Source organism: Bartonella sp. CL25QHWL (genome assembly GCF_042195335.1).
In the GTDB taxonomy this organism is placed as follows: Bacteria; Pseudomonadota; Alphaproteobacteria; order Rhizobiales; family Rhizobiaceae; genus Bartonella.
The window spans coordinates 1-1,997 of record NZ_JBHIOE010000052.1 but is presented as its reverse complement, the minus strand read 5'-3'; the positions used below and the strand labels follow the sequence as shown (position 1 = coordinate 1,997).

The 1,997-nt window shown below is 40.3% G+C and carries 1 pseudogene; it reads left to right on the top strand.

Going from position 1 to position 1,997, the window contains the following annotated elements:
- Nucleotides 1–1,997: pseudogene (locus ACFILY_RS09375) on the top strand (hypothetical protein); the annotation flags it as partial.

Sequence of the window (1,997 nt, the reverse complement as noted above, 5' to 3'; positions counted from 1 at the left end):
ATGACGGGACCAACTTATGACTTATCCAAGATTGATACAAAGGGTAATATAACAGAGGGCTCTTTTAAAGATGTTGGGAGTGCATTTACTGGTCTTGATACAAATATCAAGAATGTGAATGCACGGATTAAAGAAGTTTCTGAAGGAGTGGCACAGGATTCTTTGTTATGGAATGATGAAGCCAATGCCTTTGTAGCGCGTCATGAAAAGAGAAAAGAAGAAAAAAGCAGGGCTGTAAGAACACAAGAAAACAGTAGAATTACGTTCCTAGCAAATGGTGAGATTACCGCTAATTCAACGGATGCTGTCACGGGTGGACAGCTTTATTCGCTGAACGAACAACTTGCAACCTATTTTGGTGGTGGTGCTGGTTATGATGAGCAAGGAAAATGGACTGCTCCAAGTTTTAAGATCAAGCAGTTTGGTGAGGATGGTACTTCTTTTGACAAGAACTATACGAATGTAGCGGATGCACTTGCAGGTGTTGGAAGTTCTATCACGAATGTTCAGAATAAATTGACTGAACAGGTTAATAATGTGATTACCAAAGTAGAAAGTGAGAGCTTTGTTCAGCAAGACAAAACAACGCATCGTCTCACTATTGGTGCAAAAGTAGGTGGCGCAGAAATCAATATTGCAAATGAAAGCGGTGCTGATCGGATAATTTCTGGTGTTGGGGAAGCAAAGAACAATAATGACGCTGTTAACAAAAGCCAGCTTGATAGCAATATCAAGAATGTCAATGATAATGTAACAAATAAGTTTAGCGAACTTACTAAAAACATAACGAATATTACTCAGCAAGTTAAAGGTGATGCTTTGTTATGGAATGATGAAGCCAATGCCTTTGTAGCACGTCATGAAAAGAAGCAAGAAGAAAAAGGCAAAGCTGTAAGGACACAAGAAAACAGTAGAATTACGTTTCTTGCAAATGGTGAGATTAGCGCTAATTCAACGGATGCTGTCACGGGTAGTCAGCTTTATTCAATGAATAAGACATTTGCGACGTATTTTGGTGGAGGTGCAGGTTATGATGAGCAAGGACAATGGAAAGCTCCAAGTTTTAAGGTTAAGACAGTTAAGGATGATGGTAAATCTGAAGAGATAGACTATGGCAATGTGGCGGATGCTTTGGCTGGAGTTGGTAATTCTGTTACGAATGTAAAAAATGAGATCAGCAAAGAGATTACGAATGTAGTGAGTGATAGCCTTGTTAAGCAGGATAGGATGGGTCTTATTACTATTGGTGCGGAAAGAGGCGGCAATAAAATCAATATTTTAAATCGTGATGGTGATGCTCGAATTCTTTCTGGTGTTAAGGCAGCGCAAAATGGAGACGAGGCAGTCAATAAAGCGCAGCTTGATGCAAGTCTGAAGGATCTTTCCAGCAGCCTTCAGTCTGATGATTCAGCAGTGGTTCTCTACGATAAACAGGCAGATGGTAAAACTGATTATAGCAGTGTGACTTTAGGTAAAGGTAAGGATGCAGGACCAGTTGCGCTTCATAATGTCAAAGATGGTGTCATTGGTGAGAGTTCACATGATGCGATTACGGGTGGACAGATCAACACGATTTCTCAGGATTTAGCCAAGTTTTTTGGTGGTGATGCAAAATTTGTTGGCAGTACGTTTACAGGACCAACCTACAAGTTATCGAAGGTTGATGCAGCTGGTAATATAACAGACAGTTCTTTTAATAATGTTGGTAGTGCATTTACTGGTCTTGATGATAATATCAAGAATGTGAATGCACGTATTAAGGAAGTTTCGCAGGGAGTAGCGCAGGATTCTTTGAATTGGAGTAATGAAGCCAATGCGTTTGTAGCTAAGCATGGAACGGAAGGAAGCAGTAGCAAATTGAAGTTTCTTTTAGATGGAGAAGTTTCTAAAGGTTCAACAGAAGCGATTACCGGTAACCAGCTTTATTCAATGAATCAAACAGTTGCGACGTATTTTGGTGGAGGCGCTGGCTATGAAAATGGAAAATGGGTTGCCCC